Raw genomic sequence first — 25690 nt, forward strand, 5'->3', positions numbered from 1 at the left:
AAAAAGCAGATTTCCTCATATTAGGGAATCTGCTTTTAATATATTTTGCTAAAAAAACAATGGGTGTGGGTGAGAACACGATGATCTAAGTTGCATTTTATCCGGCATTAACGGGCAGTAAGATCCTCACCTCAAAATTCAGTGAAAGCAAAGAAGTTAGGGGGGATCAACTGCCCGTAAAAGCCCGATTGGTGAGGGCTGATTAAAGTTTCACTTTATTTTTCAATTTTTGCCCATTTGAAGTTTAATTGACCTGCAAAGTCTACTTGCACAATGCCTTTCACATAAGAACGCTCTAAATAAGATTCTCCTTTTTGGTAAAGAGGAGCGATAACAGAGTCCCTAAATAAGATTTTTTCTGATGCTAGTAACGCTTCCCAGCGAGCTTTTTCATCACCAGCCAAAGTAGTTTTAACTTTTTCAATTGTGTCATCAAACTCTTTATTAGAGTAATGATCTAAATTGTAAGGGTTATTCGTCGTAAATAGTTCAAGGAATGTAATTGGATCAGCAAAGTCAGGGCTCCAACCGTCAATTCCAATCTCGTAGTCACCTTTTAATAAGAGTGAAACTTGTTGTTTACGTGGTTGCGGTTTTATATTTACCGTTAAGCCATCTAAATTCTTTTCTAGTTGTCCTTTTAGGAACTCACCAGTTTTCTTCTCAAGGTCACCATCACTTGTTAATAATTCTAATGTTATCTTTTCAGAACCAAGTTCTTTTTTTGCTTTCTTCCATAATTCTTGTGCAGATGTTGTATCAACTTTTGTTAAATCGCCGTTTGCAGTACGGAAGTCTTTTCCATCAGGCCCTTTTGCAAAGTTTTTCGGCACGAGACTAAAGGTTGGTGTAGAGCCATCATTTAATAACGTATTTACAAAAGATTTTCGATCAATTGTTTGATCGATTGCTTGGCGTGCAGAAACGTTTTGAAGTACTTTGTTTTGCTGATTCATACGTAAAAACTGTACCCCTACGTTCGGACGTTCTTTAAAGTTAGCATCCTTTTTATATTTATCAACGAAGTCAGATGTTAGTTTTATACGGTCTAATTGTTTGGATTCGAATAAATTTACTTCTGTTGATTTCTCTTTCACAACGTTGAAATTGATTTCTTCGAGTTTGACATTATCTTTATCCCAATAGGTAGGGTTTTTCTTAAATTTAAAGCTTTGTTCATGCTTCCAATCACTTAGTGTAAAAGCTCCGTTGTACAAGATTTTGTTATCTTCTAAAGCGTACTTATCACCTTGTGCTTTAAAGAATTCCTCGTTGATTGGTAGAAATGTTGGGAACGCCGTTAAGCTAATAAAATACGGAACAGGGCGCTCTAATTCTACTTCAAACGTATGGTCATCAACTGCTTTTATACCAAGTTGATCGGATGGGAGTTCTTTGCTATTAATTTTTTTAGCGTTTTTAATATCCAGGAATAAAAAAGCATATTCAGAAGCTGTTGCTGGATCGACAGCTCTTTGCCAAGCGAAGACGAAATCTTTCGCTGTTACAGGTGTGCCGTTCGACCATTTTGAATCTCGTAAATGGAATGTGTATTTCGTTTTATCAGCACTTACTTCATGAGATTTCGCAACGCCAGGAACAGGTTTATTACCTTCACCAAGATTGTATAAACCTTCAAATACGTTTCTCATTACTTGACCAGAATCAGTATCTGTAGCACGAGCCGTATCCATTGTTCGAATCTCAGTAGGTGAAGATAAGTTTAAAACTTGCTTACTAGGTGCCTCATCTTTTGCATTTGCTCCGCTCGCTTCGTTTTTATAACTACCGCAACCAGATAATAAAATACTTACTCCTACAACTGATGCAATACCGGGTACAAACTTCTTTTTCATTTGATTTTCCTCCTAAATAGTTAATAAGATTGGATGATGATGAGGGAAATGAAAAACAAAAAATCCCTCTTTTCGTATTGAGAAAGAGGGATTTTTACGTACAAGTTATGCACCCGTATATAAACGAAGTCCCTCATTCTATCTTTCAAGCATAAAGCTTGCAGGAAGTGGCACAGTATTCAAAATGAACCTGCTGCCGAGGTTTCAAAGGGCCAGTCCCTCCACCTCTCTTGATACAATGAGAATAAATTTTATTAATTTTTGTGTTTCTTTGATAATTCAAAATCTTACACCTTAGATAATGAAGTGTCAATCAAATGGAATATAGTTCAAATTTTCAGTTTTATTAAAAATAAAAAAACCACTGCATATGGCAGTGGTTTCCCTACTAGAAGTTAAAGTTATCTGGATCTGGACCAACGCGATGATTTTCATTTAAAGCTTGAATTGCTTTCATATCATCCGAGCTTAATTCAAAGTCAAAGATGTTTGCATTTTCAATAATGCGGTGTTCTTTAATAGACTTAGGGATTGTTACAACTTCATTTTGTAGATCCCAACGTAAAATAACTTGTGCAGTCGATTTATTATATTTCGTAGCGATTTCTTGTAATGTTGGGTGATTAAGTAGCTGCCCCTGCATTAATGGTGACCAAGCTTCAAGCTGGATGTTATGTTCTTTACAGAAGGCATGTAATTCTTCTTGTGCTAAACGTGGGTGGTATTCCACTTGGTTAACCATTGGTTTAATTTCTGCAATTTCAAATACGTCTTGCAAATGGTGAATATGGAAATTACTCACACCGATAGCACGAACACGACCATCTTTATAAAGCTGCTCTAAAGCTTTCCATGATTCAGTGTATTTTCCTTTTACAGGCCAATGTACTAAATATAGATCTAAATATTCTAGACCTAATTTTTCTAATGTAGTTTCAAATGCTTGTAGTGTTGACTCGTAACCTTGATCACTATTCCACACTTTTGAAGTGATGAATAACTCTTCACGAGGAATACCAGATTCTTGAATTGCCTGTCCAACGCCTTCTTCGTTTTTATATATCGCAGCAGTATCGATACTACGGTATCCATTTTTTATAGCTGCTTTTACAGAATCAATTACTTCTGTACCATCTTCAACTTTAAAAACACCCAAGCCGAACCAAGGCATTTTCACGCCGTTATGTAATGTTGTATAGTCGTTTAAACTTGTTAAAGTCATATTAATTCCCCCTAGCTTTTTTATTGGTCGCTTCAACTGCTTGTTGAATGACTTCTGAAAAATTATTTTCATATAGAACTTTTAAGCCTTCAGCCGTTGAACCTCCTGGTGTTGTTACTTGTTCGCGGAGCATAGCTGGATCCTGATTTTGCTGGAGCATAGCGGCAGAGCCAGCAATCATTTGAATGACAAGGTGTTTTGCTGTTTCCTCATCAATACCATAGCTTTTCGTTGCTTCAATTAAACCTTCAGCAAAGTGATAGAGAAAAGCGGGTGCACTACCAGTAACTGCGGTAAGTTGGTGAACTTCCTCTTCGGTACAAAACTGTGAGGTACCGATACCTTTTAAAAGAAGTTGTAACGTTTCTTGATGTGTTTCATCTACAGAATGTCCCGTCGTATATAAGGAGATAGACTTTCCAATCCCAGCAGCTGTATTTGGCATAATCCAAGCAACAGGTGTCCCTTGGGGAAGTCTTTCTTCTAGATAAGATGGTCCGATTCCGGCAGCAACTGTCACGACAAATTGATTAGTTAGAAGAGGGGATAGATCCGCTAATAGCTGTTCATGTGCGACAGGCGGCATTGCTAAAACGATTGTATCTACAGATTTAATATGCTGTTTCCAATCTGTTGTAATCGATAGATCATATTTAGTTTGTAATTGCGTTAGTTTTTCTATGTTACTTCGGTTGGAAACAATAATTTCTTCGATGTATTCTTTACTTGTTGTAAGTAGTCCAGCAAATATAGCTTCTGCCATACGACCGGCACCAATAAATAAAATTCGATGTTTATTAGGCATATCCTTTATTCCTTTCTGATGAGAATATGTTATAAAAAACGATACCATTTTTAAGAGAATTTTGTAAAAAGAAACGGCTTATCGTAAGTGGAATAGATGAGTGGGGAGTTTTACAGGAGAAAATTTATAGTAAGTATAAGAGTTATTTCTTATACTGTTGATAGGGAGTTTATTACATATCTGGGGAGAGATAAATATGGTTAGAAGTCCACTTTTTTTACTCATTTCTAGTATTGTTTGCATATTAGTTGGATTCTATATCCGATCAAGTTATATTGAAATTTTCGCATCGGTTATGGGGATTATTAATGTTTGGTTACTTGCAAGGGAAAAGGTATCAAACTTTTTATTTGGGATGATTACAGTTGCGGTATTTCTGTATATTTTCACTACACAAGGCTTATACGCAATGGCAGTATTAGCAGCCTTCCAATTTATATTTAATGTGTACGGTTGGTATTACTGGATTGCGCGTAGTGGGGAGGAGAAGGTAAAACCGACAGTTCGCTTAGATTTGAAAGGATGGATTATTTATATACTTTTTATTTTAGTTGCTTGGATTGGTTGGGGATATTATCAAGTCCGTTATTTAGAATCGACAAGTCCATATTTAGATGCTTTAAACGCTGTATTAGGATTAGTAGCTCAATTTATGCTGAGCCGAAAAATCTTAGAAAATTGGCATTTATGGATTTTGTATAACATAGTTAGCATTGTGATTTATATTTCAACGGGCTTATACGTCATGTTAGTATTAGCTATTATTAATCTATTTTTATGTATCGATGGCTTGCTAGAATGGAAGAAAAACCATAAAGAGCGAGAACGTATAAATAATTATATTTAGAAAATAATTGTAATCCAAAAACCCCCTGAAGCATATACGTTTCAGGGGGTTTAAATATAGTGTAAATTTATGCTTTTGTCATACCAAGCAATACAGCGCCGCCGATAATTAAAACACTACCTAGAGCAATAAAGATCAATTGACGTTTTGTTTTCTTTTCACCTAAGAAGACAATCGCACCGAATGTTGAGATAACGATTCCAGTTTGAGATAATGGGAAGCTTGTCGCTACTCCGACACGTGGTAATGAAAGAAGTAAGAATAAGTTTCCTGTTCCCCAAAGTAAACCAGATACAGCATTACGAATTGCATATTTGTTAAATGGTTTATGTTTAGACGTCAGTACAACCGCACCAACGAACATACCAACTGCCTGTGGTAAAATAGCAGACCAACCATCGATATTATACCAACGAATAATAATTACATATACAAGATAGCCGAAAGTAGAAACAATTAAAGTAAGAAGTCCCTTTTTCAATTGTCCTGGTGGCTGTGCATTTTCTTTATCATCTAGTGATGTGAATACTACACCAACTACGATTAATAGGATTGCAATCGTTCCCAGAACAATCGTTGTAGTAGTAGTCCACTCACGAAAAGCGATAACTCCAAAGATAGAAGTTGCAACAAGTTGCATACCAGTAGAAATAGTTACAGTAGTTGAAACACCTAGTTTTTCAACTGTTTTTAATTGGTTTACTTGTCCTAAAGCCCAGAATAAACCTGAAATAAAGCCAACAATCAAGACTGTCATTGTTAAAGTTGGTTGAGTAAATACATACATAGTTGTTGCGAAGAATAGAGCACCGATTGTCATACCTACCGTTTGGCTATATGCACCACCGCCCATTTTTACGCTTACTAATAAGATGTTTCCCCATGCGATTGCAGGAAGAAGCGCTAATAAAATGTCCATTACAAGACTCCCTTCGGTTTTCTATACCAATATAATTACATAGCGTTCTAACGATCGGTAATGCCCCACTAATAGAGTAGAAGATTACCGATCGCTAAAACAGGATGAAGAATTTACGATATAAATGCGTTTTCATTTCTTCATTTTTTGAAACACTTTCATATAATAACAGGAAATTACCTATTTTAGAAAGTGAATTCAAATAAAATGTATATTTAAATAAGGGAAAAAATTCAGTTATTAATCAAATCATTTTATTTTCCGGGAAATAAAAAGCAACTTTTGTCGAAAGTTGCTTTAAGAAGTAGTAATTCTTCTATTAATGAGTTGAATGCATAGTAAGAATAGAAGGGACATACTAATCGTTATGATTACAAGCGTCCAAGCTAGTTGCATATTACTCGCATCAATAGCCATATAAATCGCCGTTGGAATCGTCTGAGTTTTGCCAGGTATATTTCCTGCAAACATTAAAGTTGCACCAAATTCACCGAGTGCGCGAACAAAGCTTAAAATCATACCGCTAAGTAGTGCGGGGAATGCAAGCGGGAGTGTAACATGTAGAAAAACTTGATATTCACTTGCACCAAGATCGCGCGCGCCATCTTCAATTTGTACATTTGCGATAGAAAATCCTGTTTTTGCTGATTGGTACATGAGCGGAAATGCAACGACTGTAGAAGCAATGATAGCAGCAGTAGATGTAAACATAATGGACTGCTGAAATAATGATTCAATCCACTTTCCAATGGGACTGTTATTTCCAAAAATGATAATTAGAAAAAAGCCGATAACAGTTGGTGGAAGCACCATTGGTAATAAGAAAATAGTTTCTAGTAGTACTTTATATCGCCACGAGGAGCGCGCTAATGCTCGTCCAATAATCGTTCCTAAGATCGTAACGATTATTGTGGCGCACGCAGCTACTCGCAAGGATAGAAAGACAGGTGACAAAATTGCATCAAAGCTCATAGCGATTATGGCAGGATTGTAAATCCATATTTCTTAAAGATAGATTGTGCATCTTTTGATTGTAAATACTCATAGAATGAAGTCGCCTCTTTCTTATGCTTAGATTCCTTTATAACACCTAAAGGATAGTGGATTGGCTCATGAGAATTAGCTGCTACCGCTTCTACAATTTTTACCTTGTCTGAAACGAGAGCGTCTGTTTTATATACAATACCAGCATCAACATTACCTGTTTCTACATATGTTAACACTTGGCGAACATCTTTTGTAAATACGATTTTATTTTGAACGTCATTCCAAAGATTTTCATATGTGAGAGAAGCTTTTGCATATTTTCCTGCAGGTACAGATTCGGGTGTACCAAGTGCGATTTTCTTGATTTTCTCATCCTTTAAATCTTGAAGTTTTGTAAGAGCACTATCTTTTGGAACGACTAGAACTAGTTTATTTCCAAGAAGGTTTTTCCCTTCTTTTTCATTAATAAATCCTTTTTTAACAAGAGTTTGGAATTTATCCTCTGCTGCAGAGAAGAATAAATCAGCAGGTGCACCTTGCTCAATTTGTTGTTGAAGTGCACCAGAAGCACCGAAGTTAAAGGAAAGTTGAATAGTTGGTTCTTTCTCTTTATATTGCTTTTCAATTTCTTTTAATGCATCTTGTAAACTTGCAGCAGCTGATATAGTCAGCTCCACTGATTCTACCTCTTTAGCAGCTGACTTTTCTTCACTTGAACAAGCTACACTGAATATAAGAAGAAAAGAAAGTATAAGTACCCCAATGGATCGTAAAGTAAATTTGTTCATAAAAAATCTCCCTTCGTTTACTAAATTAATTATAACTAATTATAACTAATTATAACTAGTTATAATTGAATATAATTTGAACGATATAGTTGTTTTTAAAAACTAGGAGAAATATTCTTTTCTTTGTTACAATGAAGGAAGAAAGTGAGGAATCGTCTATGGATCATCATTCCTACACAACGGAAGAAGTAGCAAAGCAATTAAAAGTATCAAAATTAACTGTATACGACCTAATTAAAAAAGGAGAACTTCCTTCTTATAGGGTTGGTAGACAAATGCGCATTGATGCAGCTGATTTAGAACAATATATAAAGCAAATGAAAACAGGGAAGGTACAATTTACTCCTGTAAAGAAGGACGAAATTAGTAGTTCGAATACACGCATCATTAGTGGTCAAGAACTAACGTTAGATATGTTGGCAAAGCATATAGAAAATCGATTGCCAAATTCTAATATATTGAGAGCGTATCAAGGTAGTTTAACGAGTTTAGTGAAGATGTACCAAGGAGAAGGAAGCGTCGTTAGTTTACACTTATTTGATGGTGAAACGGGTACATATAATGTTCCTTACGTAAAACGTATTTTAGTTGGACAACCATATATTATGATGAATTTATTAGCAAGAAATGTTGGGTTTTATGTGCAAAAAGGGAATCCACAAAATATAAAAACATGGGCTGATTTAGCTCAGTCATCTATACGATTTGTAAATCGAGAAAAAGGTTCTGGTATTAGAGTGTTAGTGGATGAGCAATTGCGAATTCGAAAATTAAGTAAAGAAGGTATTAACGGGTATGAATGGGAAGAATCGAATCACCTTGGTGTTGCCTCGCAAGTCGCGAATGGAAAAGCTGATGTTGGGGTAGGATCAGAAAAGTTTTCCCAAATTGTGAACGTAGACTTTATTCCAATAATGAAAGAACAGTATGATTTAGTACTTCTGAAGAATAAAGAAAATGATGAACTTATTGAGGTTATAAAAGGAATTTTGCAATCTGAAGAGTTTCACAATGAATTAAAAGCAATTGGTGGATATGATATAAGCAAAACAGGCCAAATTGTATATGAAACAAACTAAAAGGCTGCTTGTCTATAAGACGAGCAGCCTTTTCTATATATAAAGGGGTTGGGGGAAACAAAGTGTTAAATAAGACTTTGAGCAAGTGCATAAATGAATGCAGTAAGAAGAGTAGCTCCACTTGCAAGTCCGATAAAGTGAAACTTTAATCAGTGAGGGCGGGGTATCCCTCGCTGATTATTAGCCCTCACCAATCGGGCTTTTACGGGCAGTTGATCCCAAACCTAACTTCTTTGATTTCGCTGAATTTTGAAGTGGGAGTCTTACTGCCCGTTAATGCGGGACAAAGTCTGATTTGTTGAAAGTAATGTTGTTCATTATAATCTCTCCTTATTTGTTTAATGTAGTTGCAACTGCTTTTGCATCGACAAGTGCGGATAGCACCATGCTCATTGTATTGAAAAATTTGTTTGATTTCATTTTGTTCATCATGCGTATCCGCTCCTTTTCGAATTGTTGTTGCCCTGCTTTCTGTCTTAATTATATGAAATATAGCAGCCTGCAACTATCGAATTGGCTTACGTAAGACTTACACTTTTGTAAGAAAAAAAGACATTCGTGTAAGAATGTCCTTCAAAGCATATTGATATGATGGTGCTCTTTAATTGTTTTTAAAAAGCTGCGCATCGAATTGGTCATGTAACTATCTTTACGGCGTATGAAAACAGTTGAAATACTGCCGTATTTCTCCGGAATTGGATGGCAGTGGACTTTACCTGCTGTAGAAAGGTGCTGCACCGCAGACTGGGGGACGAGTGTAATCCCAAGACCGAGCGCTACGCTATTTAATATAGTTTCTAATATGTTAAATTCCATAATTCTTTTTGGTAGCAAACCTTCATCTTTAAGCCATCGTTCAAGCTTGGAACGGTATCCACATCCTTGATTAAAAACGAGTAGGGGCGTCGTAGTAAATTCTTCTATATGAAAAGCTTTATTTTGTGTAACAAGCATTAATTTCTCAGTACTAACATCGTATTGTTCAATTAGTGGATGTTTAATAGGACCTGATATAAAGGCGCCATCTAATTGGTGATCGAGTACTTCTCTAATAAGCTCTTCCGTTAGACCAGCTTGTAATGATAAATCAACATTTGGATAGCTTTTATAGTAAGAAGACAAGATGGTAGGCAATGTACTGACTGTTTCGACTGTACCGATTTTTAATATGCCAGATGGTGTTTCACTATCTAAAAACACTTGTTTTAGCTCTTCAACATCTTGCAAAATTTTATGAACGTAAACGAGCATTTTTCTTCCTTCAGCTGTTAAAGTCATGCCTCGCTTATGACGGTAAAAGAGAGGTGTTTTCAGCTCGTTTTCTAATTGTTTAATACGTGCGGTTACATTTGATTGTACATAATTTAATTCCTTTGCTGCGCCGCTTACACTACCGCGGTCGGCAACGCTCTGGAAGATTTGTAAGTCTCGTAATTCCATTTTATGCTCCTCCTTGATGTTAACTATCATTATAAATGATAGTTAACATCATTTTGAATCATTTTACGTGATATATTTTTTCTTTTACAATTCTCTTTGTGCAAATAGAAAGAAGCGGGGGATTGTGGTGAGAAAAGGTCAAATGATAATAGGTGCTTTGGCATGTTTAATTGCAAGTATGTCATGGGGAGCGATGTTTCCGGTTGCTGATCATGCTCTAGAATACATAGATCCATTTTATTTTTCGTTTATTCGTTATGGGGCGGTAGCAATTGTATTGATTGTATTATTGCTAATGAAAGAAGGAAAGAAGGCATTTCGCTTAGAAGGAAGAGGGAAGTTACTCGTCTTTTTTGGAACAATGGCTTTTACCGTATATAATGTATTAATTTTTCTAGGACAAATGTTAATGGGAAAATCAGGTGTAATGGTAGCTTCTATTATGGAGGCGCTTATGCCAATGATTTCAATTTGTATTTTATGGGGATATAAAAATATAAAGCCGAAGAAATATATGATAACGAGCATGATTATTGCGTTTGTAGGGGCTGTATTTGTTATTACGAAAGGTGATATGAGTTTCTTTTTAACATTGAAAGATAATATGTTTTCACTAGTATTTATATTTGTTGGTGTTGTAGGATGGGTTATTTATACGATGGGTGGTCAAACGTGTAGCGATTGGTCAACATTACGTTATTCTACTTTGACATGTGTATTGGGTACAACTGTCACAGGGATTATAACTGTGGTCATTACAGTGCTTGGATATGTATCTGTTCCAAGTATGGAAACGATTTCTATTGTGAAGTATGATTTGTTATTTATGATGACATTACCAGGTATCGTAGCACTACTTGCTTGGAACTACGGTGTGAAAATCTTATCATCAATTAATGGTATTTTATTTATTAACTTTGTGCCAATTACTACTTTAGTTATTATGATGATACAAGGATATAAAATAACGACATTTGATGTATTAGGAACATTATTTGTTATTGCAGCGCTTATTCGTAATAATGTTTGTCAGAGAAAAGAAGAAAATATAAATAAACAAATTTTGCAAGAAAAGCAATTGCGTCAAGCTGTTTAATAGGCAACTGGAGGATTTTATATGTTAGAAAGTTTATTGTTTTTCTTTGCTGCTGGAGTTGCCTGCGAGCTTGCAGCAATTAATCGAAACGGTCGTAAAAATATAAAACAACAAGCTGAACTGATACAGCTTTTAAAAGACTTGAAGGAAAGAAAAAATTAAAAAGACGACCGGGCATAGACGGTCGTCTTTTCTATTATTATTTATATAAAGGGGAAAGGGGACACAAAGTTATATAAGCGTAGCAGCGTAAATGAAAGCAGTAAGAAGAATCGAGCCGCTAGCTAGTCCTAAAAAATCTAATTTATTAAAAGTCATGTTATTCATTATAAATTCTCCTTACGTGTTTAATATAGAAGCAACAGCTTTTGCATCGATAAGAGCGGAGAATACCATGCACATTGTATTTAAGAAATTGTTCGTTTTCATTTTGTTCATCATATAGATCCGCTCCTTTTCAAATGGTTGTTGTTACTTTCTGACTTAATTGTATAAGATAGTGGAGGGAGTCACTATCGAATTAGCTTACAAGAAAATTACACTTTTGTAAGAATTTAAATTTAACAATAAATACTTATTTTTATTACCAACTCCTAAAACTTAGTGTTATAATCGTTTTAAGAAAATAATTATACTTCGGATATTCAGAAAGGAACGAAACAAATGTATAAACCAATTACATTTTCGTTGAAATATATATTTAAAATGGCTGGGAAGGTAGAAGTACAAGGGAGAGAGAAATTACCGGAAGATGGCCCTTACGTTGTTGCGTGTACACATACAAGTTTTATGGATGTTTTAATGTTAGCGGCAGGAATGTACCCAACCCAAATTCATTACATGGCAAAAAAAGAATTGTTTGAAGGGAAATTTAAAAATTGGTTTTTTAAAAATGTAAATGCATTCCCTGTAGACCGTGCGAATCCAGGGCCAAGCACATTGAAAATTCCATCACGTTTATTAAAAGAAGGAAAAGTAGTAGGGATTTTCCCGAGTGGGACGAGGTCATCAGAAGACGTTTCACTAAAAGCTGGGGCTGTTACGATTGCAATGCGTTCTAACGTTCCGTTAATACCGGCAGCTTATGTTGGTCCATCAAGTATAAAAGAATTGATAAAAGGAAAAAAAGCGCGATTAGTTTTTGGAGACCCAATTCAAATCGATGCTGAAGAACAAATAGATCGAAAAACGGCTATGAAAATGATGACAGATGAATTAAATGCAAAGTTTGAAGAACTAAAGGAAGTTTTGCAGCCAAATCAAAAATAAGAAAAGACGATCGTGCATAGACGGTCGTCTTTTCTATTATTATTTATATAAAGTGAAACTTTAATCAGTGGGGGGTGTTCATCCCCACTGATTATTAGTTGAACCAATCGGGCTTTTACAGGCAGTTGATCTCCCGCCTAACTTCCTCGCATTCGCCGAATTCTGAGGTGGGAGTCTTACTGCCCGTTAAAGCGGGATAAAGGGGAAAGGGGACACGAAGTTATAGTGTAGCAGCGTAAATGAAAGCAGTAAGAAGAACCGTGCCGCTAGCTAGTCCTAAAAAATCTAATTTATTAAAAGTGATGTTGTTCATAATGTATTCTCCTTACTTGTTTAATGTAGAAGCAACAGCTTTTGCATCGATAAGAGCGGAAAATACCAAGCTCATTGTATTTAAGAAATTGTTCGTTTTCATTTTGTTCATCATATAGATCCGCTCCTTTTCAAATGGTTGTTGCCCTGTTTCTGACTTAATTATATGAAATGTTGCGGAGAGTCACTATCGAATTAGCTTACAGGAAAATTACACTTTTGTAAGAAAAACGAATGAAAGTGTCATGATGAGAAGATTTGACATATGTTCATGTGATTCATTAAGTTAAAAGTAGAGGTGAGTGTATGGCTAATATTAAAGATATTGCAAAGATGGCTGGGGTTTCAGTTACGACTGTTTCGAGGGTATTAAATGATCATCCATATGTAAGTGAAGAAAAAAGGAAAGTTGTTTTAGAAATAGTTGAGAAATTGAATTACTCGCAAAATGCAAATGCTGTTCATTTATCAAAAGGGAAGACGAATATTGTTGGCGTGATTTTACCTTATATTAATCATCCGTCTTTTGATGCGATGGTGGGCGGAATGATGGAAGTTGCGTTAGCTCATAATTACAGGGTGCTTCTTTGTCAAACGAACTACAATAAAAAAGAAGAAATGAAAAGTTTACATATGTTGAAAACAAAGCAACTAGACGGTCTTATCATTTGTTCCCGTGCCAATGAGTGGGAAACTATAGAGCCTTATGCAGCGTATGGGGCGGTTATTGCTTGTGAGGATAATGATATTGAAAGCATATCGAGTGTATATACAGATCATTTTAATGCCTTTCAATTAGGGATGAGTTACCTTATTGAAAAAGGTTATAAGAAGATTGGATATTGTACGGGAAGAAAGTTAGGGCCAAGTAGTAAGAAACGTTTTGATGCTTATAAACAACAGCTACAATTAATAGATGAAGAAGTGATGGAAGATCGGATTTTCACAGAATGCTTTACGTTAGAAGATGGTGTAAGAGTTGCACATCAATTCAAGGAGATGGGGAATCCTCCTGAAGCATTAATAGTGGCAGGAGATGAAGTTGCTATTGGGATCATGACAGAAGTTAAAAAATTAGGTATTGAAGTTCCTGAGGATTTAGCGATTATTGGTTTTGATAATCAACCGATTTCTCAAGTTTTACAACTGACAACCATTGACCAAAATTTAAAGGGAATAGGTAAGACGGCTTTTGAAATGTTTTATAGGCAAGTAAGTGATGAGAGTTCTAAACAAGAAAAGATGGAAATTCCGTATAAACTTGTGGAACGCTCGACGGTTTAGTATTTATCCGTTATGTGTATAATCACATAACGGATTATTTTTTGAAATGTCTTTGACAGGAAACGCGTTTCATACTTTATAAAAGAGTTACACCGGTCTGTAATAATCCATGGATTCTTTTCAAGTGTTAAAACAATGAATAGAATTTGGAGGAATATGCATGAATGAACTTTTATTAAGTATGAAAAAATATGTAGAGGATGACGAAAAGATTTTAGCGTTTGTCGTAGGGATATTTGAAAAGGATGACTTTACTTTATGTTATCAACATGGGATTTTTGTTGCCACTACTAGACGTCTTCTATTTTACGGGAAATTTTCGTGCTATCCTGCGATATTTGAAGAGTATTCATATTTGCATATAGATGACATAGATTTCCGTCCATATTTCGAATGTACTTGTAAGCGTGAAACCATTAGAGCTAAGTATATTCAGAGTGGGAATGTGGAGCGCTTTGTCCGTACAGTTAGAGCGAATATGAATAATTAATCACCCCTTTGTTTAAACATAATATCTTGGTCTTTGTGAGGGAAAATGCGGAATAAAAACAACTTCTAAACCTCTAGGAGATAGTGATACAATGTCAAATGGGGGGAGGTATGAACTATGGTTAATCAACGTATAAAGGAAATAACACTAATTACAATTGGTTCATTATTATTCGCAATTGGTATTAATTATTTTGCAATTCCAAACCGTTTATCAGAGGGTGGAATTATTGGTTTAACGGTTGTTACGTACTATTTATTTGATTGGTCACCAGGAATTGTGAATTTTGGTTTGAATGCAATTTTATTAGCTGTAGGTTATAAATTTTTTGATAAGAAAACGATGGTTTACACAATTATAGGTATTGTGGAAACCTCTTTGTTTTTATATGTTACAGAACATATCGAATATCAAGTAAATAGTGATACGTTACTAGCAGCTTTATTTGCTGGTGTATTTGTAGGTATCGGATTAGGCTGTATGTTCAAAGCTGGAGGTACATCAGGAGGATCGGCAATTTTAGCGCGACTAGCAAATCAATATTTAGGTTGGAGCGTTGGTAAAGGCGTACTTATTATTGATATCGTTGTAATTGCGGGTTCTGTATTTATAATAGGACAAGAAAAGGCAATGTATACACTTGTAGCTGTATTTGTCGGAGCGAAAGTAATTGATTTCATCGTGGAAGGTATGGATACAAAAACAGCTGTTACAATCATTTCAAATCAACCGGATTTAATACGTGAAACTATTACAAAAAACATGACACGCGGTGTCACCGTATTAGAAGGACGCGGCGGATATACTGGTAAAAATAAAGAAGTTTTATATATCGTTATTAATAAACAAGAGCTTGTTAAGTTAAAGCAAGTTATTAGTAGAGTTGATGAAGATGCCTTCGTTGTCATTCACGATGTGCGTGATGTACTTGGCGGTGGCTTTAAAGCAAGCTAAAAGGTGAACGAGAAAATTCGTTCATCTTTTTTTATTCCGCATTAACGGGCAGTAGAACTCCCACCTCAAAATTCAGCTGGAGCAAAGAAGTTAGGTGGGAGATCAACTGCCCGTAAACGCCCACTGATTAAAGTTTCACTTTATTCTTACAAAAATGTAAGGCTAATGTAATGGGATTGAATGGTAGATTAAATTCCTGCTCTTTAGAATGGATGTATAAGTATCCTGCAGAGGAGGAAGATCAGTATTATGAAGAAAAAAATAATTACTACTGTAATAGCTATGGTAGTGATAGTAGTAGTATTACTACCTACGAAACTTGGACCAGTTATTGATAAATATAATCCGCTTTATACGACGAAAGAATACTATACAATTGTGGATGCGATTGGTCAGCATGTTGGTGATGAATGGTATGAATATGAATTTATTGCATTTGATGAACGTGGAAGAGAACAAAAAATAAAGAAGACTGTTAAGCATATGTTAAAGAGAGATGAAGCATTAAAGGTGTACGCAAAAGGACGCTACGGCGAGGCAATTGAAGAAATTGAAGCTGTAAATATTCCTATTAATGCGAAGAGTAAACTTTTAACGATGAGATAGCGAATTATACCCCCGCCTATTTTTTGTCGAAAATAAAAATACTAGGTAGGGGTATTTTAGGTTCGTGAAAAAACCTTAGTCCATATGGACTAAGGCTTTTCTTATTATATAAAGGGGAAGGGGGTACATTGTAGTAGCATGAGTGAAAGGTATAAGAAGAGTCGGCTACTAGCAATGTAATTTGGTTATGTGAGTGTTCTTCTTATTTGGCTTACTTTCTAACTTTATTGTACGAAATATAGGTAAGGGAAACTATCGAATTACATTACACATAGCTTACAAACATGTAAGCCTTCTGTAATGTAATTCGATGGTTAAAATATAGTAAATTTCATATAGTGTAACTAGAAAGTCTCACTGTATCACTTTCTGTTTGTAATGTTAATGAAGAATGAAAAACCAACTAATTTTTAATAGCCCTCATCTCTATTTAGATGAGGCTCTTTTTCAAACCTTACAACATTGTAAGGTTTACGTAAGTTAATTCGATAGTAAATTTGTCATATTTTTTGCATAATAGATACAAATAGATAAAAAATAATTAGGGATATATTAAGAAGGGAGAAAACTGGGATGCGTAAAGAAGAAGTAGTGAAGTTTCCAATTAAAGATTTCTGTAGCTACTTTACTGTTGCCGTAGTATGTATTGGATTATTTGATATAATAACAAATTTAATTGTTAACTAATATAGATGATAAAACAAGAAGGAAGACCCTTTCTTGTTTTTTTTATGGGGGCATAAAGATGAAATTGATTGATAGTCATATACATGTTGATCAATATGAGAATGAAGAGAAAAGTAGATTATTTATAGATGTGGAAAACAGTAAAGAGATACAAGGGCTTATTGCAGTATCTATGAATTATCAATCATGTCTAGAAACTTTATCTTTAGCAAAGCGATATCCTTTTGTACATCCAGCAATAGGTTTTCATCCGGAGCAGCCGATTCATAAAGAGGAATGTGAGCAAATTTATAAATTAATTGAAGATCATGTAGAGGAAATCGTTGCGATTGGTGAAGTCGGCTTGCCATATTATTTAAGGAAAGAAGATGAAAATATTGCTATTGATCCATACATAGCGGTGTTAAAAAAGTTTGTGGAACTAGCTAGTAAATACGATTTACCAATTATATTGCATGCGGTTTATGAAGATACTGACACTGTATGTGATTTACTTGAAGAATATAAAGTTTCGCGTGCACACTTTCATTGGTTTAAAGGAAGTGAAGAGACAATGAAACGGATGATGAGGAACGGTTATTATATTTCTATCACACCGGATGTTTTACATAAGGAGAAAATTAGAAAAATAGTTTCGTATTATCCGCTTGAATATATGATGGTAGAAACAGATGGGCCGTGGGAATTTCAGAAGGATACGATGACACATCCTTATATGATAAAAGATGTATTACAAGAAATTAGTATAATAAAAAAAATATCAGTAGAGAAAGTTACTGAGCAAATATATGCGAATACGGTGCGATTTTATAAAGTTAGTGAGTCATAAAAAAACACCAAGCATCTCGCTTGGTGTTTTTTTATGACTCTAATTTTTTCGCACGTCTTAATAATAAAAGAAAGACAATTATAATGAACCCAATTATAAGGAAGAACCCATATTGTTTTATATAATCAATTATGTCATTCGCACTTGTTGGTTTTTCAACGTGAATGCCTTCTTTATTAGTAGTAATATGAATATCTTTCATTTTTACTTCATTCATGTCTTTTTGTAAATCAATCCACTCTATGTTTGGAATACTTTCTAGTTCTTTTAATACTTCTTTTAATGGTTCAACGCCCAAGTAAGGATGATAAAATGCACCGATAATTCCATCAGATAGTTTAGTGATAGATAAAGCACGTTCTTTCATTTTTGCTATAGCTTGTGGCTTCCCTTCTTCAATAAAGCCAACAGTTTCAGGAATTAATTTCATCCCATGCAAAAATGACGGTGTACTTATATAAGCTGGTGAGTGCATTGATTTCCAAGTTGTATCGTTTAGTTGTATTTGTCCTACATAAGTTGAAAAATATTGTGATAGTATTTCATATCCTTTTTGAGACATTGTATAGTGCGGAGCTTCAAAGGCAACTGGATATAATTTCGCTTCTACAAGCTCTGTAATCCCTTTTTCAATATGATCTTTAATATATTTTTCTTCGAAGGCTTTCCCGTTTTTTACGTATTTATTATAGTCTTCTGTAGACTGAAAATCTTTTTTTGTTTTTGATTTTTCATGGTTTGGTTGGCGAATTGGTTGATCTGTTTTTACATCCCAAAATTCAAAACCTTCGCCAGTTTCACTATCATAAAACTGATGTGTGTAACCATGCATAACGATAGAGCCACCATTATCTTGCATAAAGTGTAAAACATCGATTAATTCAGAGTTATCCTTTAAATGTACTGTTTTTCCTGTGTCTGGATCTTTGTAAACAGGGATAACGGTAATCATATAAGGGAGCTTTTTCTCTTTTAGTAATTCAGCGATTTCTTTTAATTGCTTTACATCTACAGCTGGATGAACGTCTTCAAGACGTAAATAAGCTGAAGTTTTATTTGTTTCAGGTTTTTGTCCGAAATAAGAAAATAACATTTCACCGACGTAATGAGACATCCAATCGAAAAGGTTTGGAGTTGCAACATAATAGGATGTTCCTTGCTGAATGATTAACGGATGAGTTCCATCAGCACTCAAGGCGTAAGCAAGAGTTGTTCCTTTTGTTTCAATTTTCTTCATTAAGCGTTCTTCATGTAATTCATTTTTTAACTGGTTAGTCGGATATTCTATAGTGTGAATTCGTATATCGGTTTCTTTCGAGGTAATGAAAGAAAAACGATTAGATAATTGTTCAACATTTTGTCCTAAAACTAATATGGGACCTGAGAAGTTTTCTAGAAATTGTTTTGCTGCAATAGAAAAATCTTCTTTTTTCTCTCCGATATAAACAATATGTGTATAAGAAGATGATTTAGTACTTTCCTTTATTTCCTTTAAGCTTTTTACTGTTATATCTTTTGTAAAGTGCCCTAACTGAGTATTAAGGATTTGTACATTGTTTGTAATTTTGTTGTCTTCTGTACTATACAAAACGAGTATTTTTGATTTTGGTGATGTTTGTGCAGAGGTATGTATAGGAATGAGTAGTAAAATGCTGAAAAAGATTAGTAGAGTTCTTTTCATTTATTTATGCTCCTATTCTATATATGGAATTCAATTTACAATTATATACAAGAAATAAGTTATAGTCCATGTAAGTTACATTTTTGCACGTATTTACCATATGTTTTTTCGCAAAATCGGTCTAAAGCATGATGATAATATGTATAGTAATTTGCTATGATTGAAAGGTAAGAGAATGATAGAGTGTTGGTAATTGTAAAAGAAAGGCTGAAAGGGGACAAATTTCAGCGGAGAAAGAGGTAGAGGTAGTGAAGAAATTCTTTGTAGGATTTTTAGTTGTTCTTGGAGTGTATTTATATTTCCAAGGAAAGTCTGAAGGAATGGGTAAGCTAATGAATGAGACAAGCTATGTTGATTCAGAAGAAGCAAAACAGATGAAACAAATCATTATAGAGGAAGCAAAGAAAGTAAACCTTCCGGAATGGATACCTCTTACAATTGCCGAACACGAAAGTAGGTTAAATCCAAGAAGTGTTGGAGATAACGGAACTTCATTCGGATTGTTTCAATTACACCGCGGTGGTGGGCTTGCGCCAGATCATTTAACTGATGAAGAGCTGAAAGATCCACGTACAAATGCGCAAATTGCAATGCCGCATTTAATGAAAGGTTATAAGCGCGGGGTGCAAAAAGGTTTGACTGATTTTGCATTACTGAAATATATAGCGAATACATCTGGATGGCCAGGGAATTTAGGACCAGAGTGGACGGATAACAATATGAAGTATAACATCGGATTAGAGGATGTATACTATCGAAATAAAGGTGTAATCAAAGAGTAGGTTTTCTATACCTACTCTGTTTTTTTGTGAATAATTTTGTCTTCGTGCTTCATGAAATACTGCGCTAGTTGTATTTTCACATCTTCTAGTTTTGTAGAAACTTGTGGTATTTTATATCCTACATACAACGGTGAAACGACAAACCTAGGAACAACTTTACAAATGATTTTTCCATTTAGATGATAGAAGAATAAGTTATAACTACTACATCCTTTATGGAAATCTGTCAGTATGTAACGTACAGTTTGCTGAATATAATTTGCCATTTCATCTATAAATGCAATATCTTCAATGACTATGTTAAATTCAGTAAAGCCAATAATAGGACGCTCTGAAATGTTGAGTTCAATGCGTTCATTTTTTTGAACAATTACCCCTTGGAAATTTGCTTCCTCAATATTTTCAAGATAGTCTACATGTTTCATTCCGATAATTTGCATATGTGCATGATGCAAACTTCCGCCTGAAAATGGACCATGATTTTTGTATAAAATCACAGAAGTGAATTCTTCATTTTCCTGTAAGTTTAACCAATGGAGAATAGAGAAGCGAATTAGTTTTCTCATATGTTTTTCTGTATATGTTGCGATATGGTCTTCGCAATTATCTGTTTCGATTAGCACGGTTTGAAAGGTATCCTGTAATGTAGGGAATTTATTTTTTAACCAAATAATAGAGCCCTCAGTTGCTAAAATATCCGTTAAATTTTCTCTGTCACAAAAAGGACATGCAGTGTCTCTGTTCCGAATACTTTCTGGTTTTTGTTTACCGATATCGTTTAAAAAATATAGTTGTTGTGTATCCATTTGTATATATGCCCCTTTAAAATATATGTAAAAATCCCGCTTAATACATTCGGGAAAAGGAGAAGGAAATCCTTTAAAGGGAATAGGGAAAAATAAAAGACAAGATATCCTCATTGCAATAGGGTACCTTGTCTTTTATTTTTTCTTTAATAGTGTGTATGGATAATATAGAGCATTTTCATTTTGTTTCTTTTTTCTATTTTTTATTGTGTATAAGGCAATTGCTGTACTTGCGATTACAATAATGGCTTTCTTCATATTCATATACCCCTTTTTATTGTTGGTTTAATTCTTGGCTAACTGCTTTCGCATCAACTAAAGCATGTAAGATCATTTTTACCATGTTCATCATAGTTCTTTCCTCCCTTTTATAGTTCGTTTAGTTCTTTTACAACTGCTTGTCCGTTCACTAATACCTCAAAGATTGCTTTTACGATTTCTTTCATCATGATTGTTTCCTCCTTGTTTTTGTCTCTCTTGTTTACATCTTTATTGTATAGGGAGGTATCTTTTCGTACTATCGCTTTCCATTACGTGAACATAACAGTTTTGTAAGATTTGATGTCACTTATTGAAATGTTTAGTCTATCTTTATTATTTTCAGAAAAATGACTATTCAAACATAAATCGGGGAAGTATAATAAAGAAGTAAGTATTAAATTCCGTACGAAAGGAGTGAATGAGATGAAATGTTCTTTAGCTACGCGCGCAAAATTTTTAGATTATATCTATATTTGTCGTGCGATTTTTCATGATGTAGTTGTTAACGGGATACGTATGCCCTTTTTTAACAATTGCATAGTAGCTATTGAACGATAGAAGTCTCTTCACCCATTTTTGATAAACGTGTGAAAAGGGAGCTATTTGGCTTCCTTTTTCTATGACAAAAACCATGGGGAATGTTTCTTTCCCATGGTTTTTTATATTGAAAGGAGTACGGAAAATGACAATTTGTAGTGTAAATAATGTAAAGAAATCTTTTGGTGGAAACATCATATTTGAAAATATATCGCTTGAAATAAAGAATGGAGAACGTATTGGATTAGTTGGTCGTAACGGTAGTGGGAAGACAACTATCTTTCAGCTTTTAACAGGAATTGAGGGTTTGGATGCGGGAGCTATTCATGTGAAGAAAGGTACGCGCATTGGTCATGTAGCACAAATTCCAAAATTTAATAATGAAATGAATGTATATGATGTATTAAGCTCCGCTTTTAAAAAGGAAAAAGAGTTGGAGATAGAAATGCATGCTTTAGAAAAAAATATGGCGGAAGAACAGGAAGCATCTGCTTTACAAAAATTGATGGAGAGATACGGAGTAATTCAAGAAAGATACGCGTTTCTCGGTGGCTATGAAATAGAAGCGAATATTATGAAGGTAGCAAATGGTCTACAGGTGACGGAACTATTTCCCCGATCATTTATGGAGTTAAGTGGTGGAGAACAAACAAAAGTAAGTCTTGCGTATATGCTATTGCAGAAACCAGATCTACTTTTGTTAGATGAACCAACAAATCATTTGGACTTATTTGCAGTCGAGTGGTTAGAGCAATTTCTAAAAGAATATACAGGAACAGTTATGGTCATTTCGCATGATCGCTATTTCCTTGATGAAGTTGTAACGAAAATTTTTGATTTAGAAGATGGAGAAATTCACGTATATCATACGAACTATTCACAGTTTGTTGAGGAAAAGGAAGAAAGGCTGCTTCAAGAATTTCAAGCGTATCAAGAACAGCAAAAGAAAATAAAGAAAATGAAAGAAGCAATTAAGCGTCTACGTGAATGGGCAAATCAAGCGAATCCGCCGAATGAAGGATTGCATAAGAGAGCCAGAAATATGGAACGTGCATTAGAGCGCATAGAGAAACTAAAGAGACCCATTTTGGATAGAAAACAGATGGGACTTCAGTTTGAAGGGCAAGAGAGAAGCGGGAAAGATGTTGTTGTAATGAAAGAAGTGAGTAAAGGATTTGATGAACGATCTTTATTCGAGAAAGTAAATTTGCATATTCGTTTTCAGGAGCGCGCAGCTATCGTTGGACGTAATGGTACAGGAAAGACTACGTTATTAAAACTATTACTAAAAGAAATGCAGCAAGATGCTGGAGAAATTCGGATTGGTAGTAGTGTGAAAATCGGTTATTTATCGCAACATGCGTACGGGAATATGAAGAACAATGTATTGGAAGCTTTCAGAGATTGCGTGGCTGTAACAGAGGGAGAAGCAAGACATATATTAGCTCGTTTCTTATTTTATGGTCCAGCTGTTTTTAAGAAAGTAACACAACTTAGCGGTGGAGAAAAAATGAGGTTAAGGCTCGCGCAACTTATGTATCAAGATGTTAACTTTCTTATTTTAGATGAACCGACGAATCATCTTGATATTGAATCAAGGGAAGTTTTAGAGGAGGCCCTTGAACAATATAACGGGACGATTTTAGCTGTTTCACATGATCGTTATTTCTTAAATAAATTGTTTGAAAAGACATATTGGATTGATGAGCACAAATTATTTGAGTTTGCAGGGAACTATGCATGGGCTCGTCAAAAGTGGGAAGAAAGAATTGAGAAACAAGTAGTAAAACAGAAGCAGCAACAGCAAGGGAATAAAGCGTTAGAAGTAATGCCTATAAAAAAGAAGAAGTCTAGGGATTTAGAGGCAGTTGAAAACGAGTTAATGCATATAGAAGAAGATATATATGCACTCGAATGTAAAATGGAAAATGTAGTTGATGTTGAAATGCTTGAACAATTATATGAAGAAAAAACGAAAAAAGAGTTTTTACGAGCGGAGTTATATAATGAGTTAGAGAATATTGTGGAGTAAAAAAAATAGAATGAAAAAGAGCAAGTTGTTTCCTCATATTTTGGGGGAGGGCTTGCTCTTTTTAGTATAATGAAAGTAGAAAAATTGGTATAATTTTCTTGCTGCTGTGATAATAGAATGAACTTTAGGTCACTAAAACGTGGGGAGAATTTTATGTTAGGATATGCGCGGATTGCTACAATCGTCATGATTTGCTTAGTTTACGCAAATCATGTTTCACGTGAAACAGAAAATTTACAAATTTTTGTCGGTATTGCACTTTTTATTTATATTGTGAATCATATTTTGCTTGTAAAAGCAAAAGGGAGTAGGAAACTTGTTTTTTATACCTTGCTCACAAACGGTATTGTCACAGCGTTATTAGGTTTTTTATTTCCCGAGACATGTGTGTATTTAATTATATTTGGAATTGATGCGGTAGGATTATTTATTCATGATTGGCGTAAAAGGATGACTTATTTTTTTATCGCTTTTTTCTTTCTTTGTTGGTTTATAAATATACTACATACGTATCAACATACAGATAGTCTGGAATTGGAGAGTAATGCAATTAACTTTATGTTTATCATTTTCAGTGCTTTAGCTGGAAACTTAATAAAAAAACTTACAGCTGCTCGGCAAATGGTAGATGAGCAATATGGGGAATTAGCATTATCTCATACAGCTTTAAAAGAAGCACATGAGCAATTACGTCTATATGCAAAAGAGGTAGAAGAATTGACAGCTGTTCGGGAGCGAAATGATATTGCCCGAGAAATTCATGATACTGTTGGTCATAATATGACAGCATTACTTGTTCAGTTACAACTGGCGGAGGTTTTATGGAAACAAAAATCGGACGCTACAGAAGAGGTTTTACATACATGCCATGGGTTAGCTAGAAAATCACTTCAAGAAGTGAGAGCTTCTGTGCATGCCTTAAAAGAGGAAAGTAAACTAGGGAACATAATAGAGAATATGCGTGAAATGTTACATGGATATTCTAAAGTGACGAAAGTACAAGTATCTTTTCAATTACAAGGAGATCCGGTTTTGATTCCGTTGTCACTACAGCCTACGTTGCTTCGTATTATGCAAGAGTCTTTAACGAATGCAAAACGTCACGGAAAAGCTAGTTTATGCGAAGTAAGTTTAGTTTGTTCAGTGGAACAAGTTAAGTTATGTATTTTGGATAATGGTATGGGAGTCAATGAAGTAAGCCCTGGATTTGGCTTACTTAATATGAAAGAACGTGTAGAGGAGCATGGTGGAATCATTCAATTTGAGAGTGAAATAGAAAAAGGTTTTCGCCTAAAAATCGAATTTCCACTCCGAGAAAAAACATGGGTAATAGGGGGAGCGTTATGATTCGAATTATGATTGTTGATGATCAATCACTGATTCGTGATGGACTGGCAATGATATTAAATTTACGTCCGGAACTGGAAGTGGTAGGGACGGCTAGTGATGGGGATGAAGTCGTACAAAAGGTGAAACAATTACAGCCTGAAATTATTTTGATGGATATTCGGATGCCTCGTATGAATGGTGTTGAAGGAACTCGTTTAGTTAGAGAAAAGTTTCCTTATATAAAGGTTCTTATGTTAACAACTTTTAGTGATAGTGAGCTTATTTTTGAGGCATTAGAGCAAGGAGCGAGTGGTTATTTATTGAAGGATATGGAGACAGATGCAATCGCGCAAGCAATTTTAACGGTGCATAGTGGCGGGGTTGTGCTTCCTCAGGATATAACAGCGCAAATTATAGAGGAATTAAAAAAGACGAAAGTGGCAGTAGAGTGTAACACACCAGAACAACTAAAACAATTAACTGAGCGAGAAGTAGATGTTTTAAGAGCAATTGGACTGGGGTTAAATAATAAAGAGATTGCCGAAAAGCTATTTATTACAGAGGGAACTGTTAAGAATCATGTTTCTAATTTGATTAGTAAGCTAGAACTGAGAGATCGAACACAAGCAGCAATATACGCAGTAAGGTATGGTGTTACGACATACACATGACTTTTGGCATATATAAGTGTGAAAAAGCAGCGGAATTTGCTGCTTTTTTATTTTGTATTTCTATCTTAAGGGTGATGGAGAGAAGAAGAAATTTTTCTACAATGAAAGTGTAGATGAATAC

At 34.8% G+C, this 25690-nt stretch carries 27 protein-coding genes, 1 pseudogene and 1 riboswitch; of the genes and pseudogenes, 15 read left to right on the top strand and 13 right to left on the bottom strand.

All coding sequences use genetic code 11. The features are described from left to right. Nucleotides 1–215 precede the first annotated feature (215 nt). The 3 genes from AC0IXC_RS27035 to proC form a co-directional block, all read right to left on the bottom strand. Complete coding sequence (locus AC0IXC_RS27035) at nt 216–1856, bottom strand: peptide ABC transporter substrate-binding protein (protein ID WP_215590572.1); 1641 nt, start codon at nt 1854–1856, stop codon at nt 216–218. Nucleotides 1857–1991: 135 nt separating this feature from the next. Then, a riboswitch (SAM riboswitch) is annotated at nt 1992–2096 on the bottom strand. Between the two features lie 148 nt (nt 2097–2244). After that, entirely contained in the window at nt 2245–3078 is an 834-nt protein-coding gene (locus AC0IXC_RS27040) for an aldo/keto reductase (RefSeq protein WP_002063472.1), read from the bottom strand. Nucleotide 3079: 1 nt separating this feature from the next. After that, a complete protein-coding gene (gene proC, locus AC0IXC_RS27045) occupies nt 3080–3883 on the bottom strand; it encodes a pyrroline-5-carboxylate reductase (RefSeq protein WP_002029400.1) in 804 nt (267 codons plus the stop codon). A gap of 196 nt (nt 3884–4079) precedes the next feature. On the opposite strand from proC, the gene pnuC reads away from it, so the two are divergent. Continuing rightward, nucleotides 4080–4730 carry a nicotinamide riboside transporter PnuC gene (gene pnuC / locus AC0IXC_RS27050; RefSeq protein WP_149190087.1) on the top strand — a complete coding sequence of 217 codons (651 nt, stop codon included), beginning with the start codon at nt 4080–4082 and terminating at the stop codon, nt 4728–4730. A gap of 67 nt (nt 4731–4797) precedes the next feature. On the opposite strand, the gene AC0IXC_RS27055 is transcribed toward pnuC, so the two are convergent. The 3 genes from AC0IXC_RS27055 to modA all read right to left on the bottom strand — a co-directional run bounded on the left by AC0IXC_RS27055 (nt 4798) and on the right by modA (nt 7424). Then, entirely contained in the window at nt 4798–5649 is an 852-nt protein-coding gene (locus AC0IXC_RS27055; protein WP_002009926.1) for a GRP family sugar transporter, read from the bottom strand. Nucleotides 5650–5946: 297 nt separating this feature from the next. Beyond that, nucleotides 5947–6621, bottom strand: a complete 675-nt coding sequence (gene modB / locus AC0IXC_RS27060; RefSeq protein ID WP_002029397.1) for a molybdate ABC transporter permease subunit — start codon at nt 6619–6621, stop codon at nt 5947–5949. A gap of 5 nt (nt 6622–6626) precedes the next feature. Further along, complete coding sequence (gene modA / locus AC0IXC_RS27065) at nt 6627–7424, bottom strand: molybdate ABC transporter substrate-binding protein (protein WP_471653595.1); 798 nt, start codon at nt 7422–7424, stop codon at nt 6627–6629. Between the two features lie 131 nt (nt 7425–7555). Here modA and AC0IXC_RS27070 point away from each other — a divergent pair, with 131 nt between their 5' ends. Then, nucleotides 7556–8503 carry a substrate-binding domain-containing protein gene (locus AC0IXC_RS27070; protein ID WP_471653603.1) on the top strand — a complete coding sequence of 316 codons (948 nt, stop codon included), beginning with the start codon at nt 7556–7558 and terminating at the stop codon, nt 8501–8503. A 65-nt stretch (nt 8504–8568) separates the two neighbouring features. On the opposite strand, the pseudogene AC0IXC_RS27075 reads toward AC0IXC_RS27070, so the two are convergent. Next, nucleotides 8569–8649: pseudogene (locus AC0IXC_RS27075) on the bottom strand (DUF3948 family protein); the annotation flags it as partial. Between the two features lie 427 nt (nt 8650–9076). Beyond that, nucleotides 9077–9943, bottom strand: a complete 867-nt coding sequence (locus tag AC0IXC_RS27080; protein ID WP_002063480.1) for a LysR family transcriptional regulator — start codon at nt 9941–9943, stop codon at nt 9077–9079. A 127-nt stretch (nt 9944–10070) separates the two neighbouring features. Here AC0IXC_RS27080 and AC0IXC_RS27085 point away from each other — a divergent pair, with 127 nt between their 5' ends. Continuing rightward, on the top strand, nt 10071–11039 hold the full coding sequence (locus AC0IXC_RS27085; RefSeq protein ID WP_040963027.1) for a DMT family transporter: 969 nt from the start codon (nt 10071–10073) through the stop codon (nt 11037–11039). A 21-nt stretch (nt 11040–11060) separates the two neighbouring features. Continuing rightward, nucleotides 11061–11201, top strand: a complete 141-nt coding sequence (locus AC0IXC_RS27090; RefSeq protein ID WP_002063481.1) for a YrzO family protein — start codon at nt 11061–11063, stop codon at nt 11199–11201. 69 nt (nt 11202–11270) lie between these two features. On the opposite strand, the gene AC0IXC_RS27095 is transcribed toward AC0IXC_RS27090, so the two are convergent. Continuing rightward, nucleotides 11271–11366, bottom strand: a complete 96-nt coding sequence (locus tag AC0IXC_RS27095) for a DUF3948 family protein (protein ID WP_002124767.1) — start codon at nt 11364–11366, stop codon at nt 11271–11273. 336 nt (nt 11367–11702) lie between these two features. Here AC0IXC_RS27095 and AC0IXC_RS27100 point away from each other — a divergent pair, with 336 nt between their 5' ends. After that, a complete protein-coding gene (locus AC0IXC_RS27100; protein ID WP_002091412.1) occupies nt 11703–12308 on the top strand; it encodes a lysophospholipid acyltransferase family protein in 606 nt (201 codons plus the stop codon). A gap of 220 nt (nt 12309–12528) precedes the next feature. On the opposite strand, the gene AC0IXC_RS27105 is transcribed toward AC0IXC_RS27100, so the two are convergent. Further along, entirely contained in the window at nt 12529–12621 is a 93-nt protein-coding gene (locus AC0IXC_RS27105) for a DUF3948 family protein (RefSeq protein ID WP_012260201.1), read from the bottom strand. A gap of 305 nt (nt 12622–12926) precedes the next feature. Between AC0IXC_RS27105 and AC0IXC_RS27110 the strand changes: the two genes are divergently transcribed. The 5 genes from AC0IXC_RS27110 (at nt 12927) to AC0IXC_RS27130 (ending at nt 17470) form a co-directional block, all read left to right on the top strand. Beyond that, nucleotides 12927–13904 carry a LacI family DNA-binding transcriptional regulator gene (locus AC0IXC_RS27110; protein WP_326997243.1) on the top strand — a complete coding sequence of 326 codons (978 nt, stop codon included), beginning with the start codon at nt 12927–12929 and terminating at the stop codon, nt 13902–13904. 160 nt (nt 13905–14064) lie between these two features. Beyond that, entirely contained in the window at nt 14065–14394 is a 330-nt protein-coding gene (locus AC0IXC_RS27115; RefSeq protein WP_326997242.1) for a PH domain-containing protein, read from the top strand. A 117-nt stretch (nt 14395–14511) separates the two neighbouring features. Beyond that, the gene (locus tag AC0IXC_RS27120; RefSeq protein WP_002009911.1) at nt 14512–15348 is read left to right on the top strand and encodes a YitT family protein; all 837 of its coding nucleotides are present in this window, start codon (nt 14512–14514) and stop codon (nt 15346–15348) included. A gap of 249 nt (nt 15349–15597) precedes the next feature. Next, the gene (locus tag AC0IXC_RS27125) at nt 15598–15954 is read left to right on the top strand and encodes a YxeA family protein (RefSeq protein WP_002029403.1); all 357 of its coding nucleotides are present in this window, start codon (nt 15598–15600) and stop codon (nt 15952–15954) included. A 745-nt stretch (nt 15955–16699) separates the two neighbouring features. Continuing rightward, nucleotides 16700–17470 carry a TatD family hydrolase gene (locus tag AC0IXC_RS27130; protein WP_002140148.1) on the top strand — a complete coding sequence of 257 codons (771 nt, stop codon included), beginning with the start codon at nt 16700–16702 and terminating at the stop codon, nt 17468–17470. 31 nt (nt 17471–17501) lie between these two features. Here the strand turns inward: AC0IXC_RS27130 and AC0IXC_RS27135 are convergent, their stop codons facing one another. Beyond that, nucleotides 17502–19151: a DUF2334 domain-containing protein gene (locus AC0IXC_RS27135; protein WP_471653596.1), complete on the bottom strand. Its 1650-nt coding sequence runs from the start codon at nt 19149–19151 to the stop codon at nt 17502–17504. Nucleotides 19152–19399: 248 nt separating this feature from the next. Between AC0IXC_RS27135 and AC0IXC_RS27140 the strand changes: the two genes are divergently transcribed. Beyond that, nucleotides 19400–19933: a transglycosylase SLT domain-containing protein gene (locus AC0IXC_RS27140; RefSeq protein WP_000713256.1), complete on the top strand. Its 534-nt coding sequence runs from the start codon at nt 19400–19402 to the stop codon at nt 19931–19933. An 11-nt stretch (nt 19934–19944) separates the two neighbouring features. Here AC0IXC_RS27140 and AC0IXC_RS27145 read toward each other — a convergent pair whose 3' ends face one another. After that, entirely contained in the window at nt 19945–20739 is a 795-nt protein-coding gene (locus tag AC0IXC_RS27145; RefSeq protein WP_471653597.1) for a DUF4931 domain-containing protein, read from the bottom strand. A 135-nt stretch (nt 20740–20874) separates the two neighbouring features. After that, on the bottom strand, nt 20875–21003 hold the full coding sequence (locus AC0IXC_RS27150) for a hypothetical protein (protein WP_002029408.1): 129 nt from the start codon (nt 21001–21003) through the stop codon (nt 20875–20877). A gap of 420 nt (nt 21004–21423) precedes the next feature. On the opposite strand from AC0IXC_RS27150, the gene AC0IXC_RS27155 reads away from it, so the two are divergent. From AC0IXC_RS27155 to AC0IXC_RS27170, 4 genes are all read left to right on the top strand, one after another. Beyond that, nucleotides 21424–21558, top strand: coding sequence for an RAxF-45 family protein (locus tag AC0IXC_RS27155; RefSeq protein WP_002139888.1), 135 nt, complete (start codon nt 21424–21426; stop codon nt 21556–21558). Between the two features lie 124 nt (nt 21559–21682). After that, complete coding sequence (gene abc-f, locus AC0IXC_RS27160) at nt 21683–23569, top strand: ribosomal protection-like ABC-F family protein (RefSeq protein WP_471653598.1); 1887 nt, start codon at nt 21683–21685, stop codon at nt 23567–23569. A gap of 153 nt (nt 23570–23722) precedes the next feature. Next, complete coding sequence (locus tag AC0IXC_RS27165) at nt 23723–24916, top strand: sensor histidine kinase (protein WP_471653599.1); 1194 nt, start codon at nt 23723–23725, stop codon at nt 24914–24916. Next, the gene (locus tag AC0IXC_RS27170; protein WP_326997238.1) at nt 24913–25569 is read left to right on the top strand and encodes a response regulator transcription factor; all 657 of its coding nucleotides are present in this window, start codon (nt 24913–24915) and stop codon (nt 25567–25569) included. The genes AC0IXC_RS27165 and AC0IXC_RS27170 overlap by 4 nt, the downstream gene beginning before the upstream one ends. Nucleotides 25570–25690: the final 121 nt, after the last annotated feature.

This window comes from Bacillus sp. AC266 (genome assembly GCF_979253805.1).